Here is an 808-nt window from a genome sequence, read left to right on the forward strand (position 1 = left end):
TAGTAAGCGACGGGGGCCGACAGGGACCTGGACAGGCGCAGGCCCTCCGGCCCGACGCGACGCTGTTCCGGGGCGGCGGGGCGCACCCCCGCCGCTCAGGCGCCGTCGTGCACCGCGAGGCTCGAGCCGCGCCGGTCCTTGCGCACCTCGAGGCGCACACCGATCTCCTGCCTCATCCGTTCGACGTGGGAGACGAGGCCCACGGTCCGGCCACCGGTCCGCAGGGTGTCCACGACATCCAGGACGTCGTCGAGGGTGTCCGCGTCGAGCGAGCCGAAGCCCTCGTCCACGAAGAGCGTGTCCAGTTCGATGCCGCCGGCTTCGGCCTGCACGGTGTCCGCGAGCCCCAGGGCGAGGGCGAGGGAGGCCATGAAGGTCTCGCCGCCCGAGAGCGTGGCCGGGTGGCGCGTCTCGTCCACGTAGTGGTCCCGGATGACGAGTTCGAGGCCCTTGTTCCCGCGCCCGCCCACGGCGTCCGAGTACTCGATCGAATACCGCTGGTCCGTCATGGCGAGCAGACGCTCGGTGGCCGCGGCGGCGACCTCCTCGAGCCGCCCGGCGAGGACGTAGCTCGTCAGCGGCATCTTGAGCAGGTTCTCCCCGCCGCCGCGGACGAGGTCGAGCAGCCCCCGCACCCGCGTGTGCTCGGCGATGAGCCCGGCAGACCGCTCCAGGACCTCGGTCAGGGCAGCTGACTGTCGGCGCACCGTGGCGACCAGTGAATCGAGTCGACCGACCGCCGTCGCCCGGGACGAGCTCGCGGCCTCGGCCGCGGCGAGCGCCTCGGCGGCGGCGCGGGTCTGCTCCT

General features: G+C 73.3%; 1 protein-coding gene. It reads right to left on the minus strand.

Annotated features, from left to right (window positions below):
• Positions 1 to 95: 95 nt before the first annotated feature.
• Positions 96 to 808 (minus strand): SbcC/MukB-like Walker B domain-containing protein (locus D8M29_RS12915; RefSeq protein ID WP_305034241.1); only part of this gene is annotated, 713 nt, incomplete at its 5' end.

Origin of the sequence: Micrococcus sp. HSID17227, from assembly GCF_003989405.1 — a bacterium.
Classification (GTDB): domain Bacteria; phylum Actinomycetota; class Actinomycetes; order Actinomycetales; family Micrococcaceae; genus Micrococcus; species Micrococcus luteus.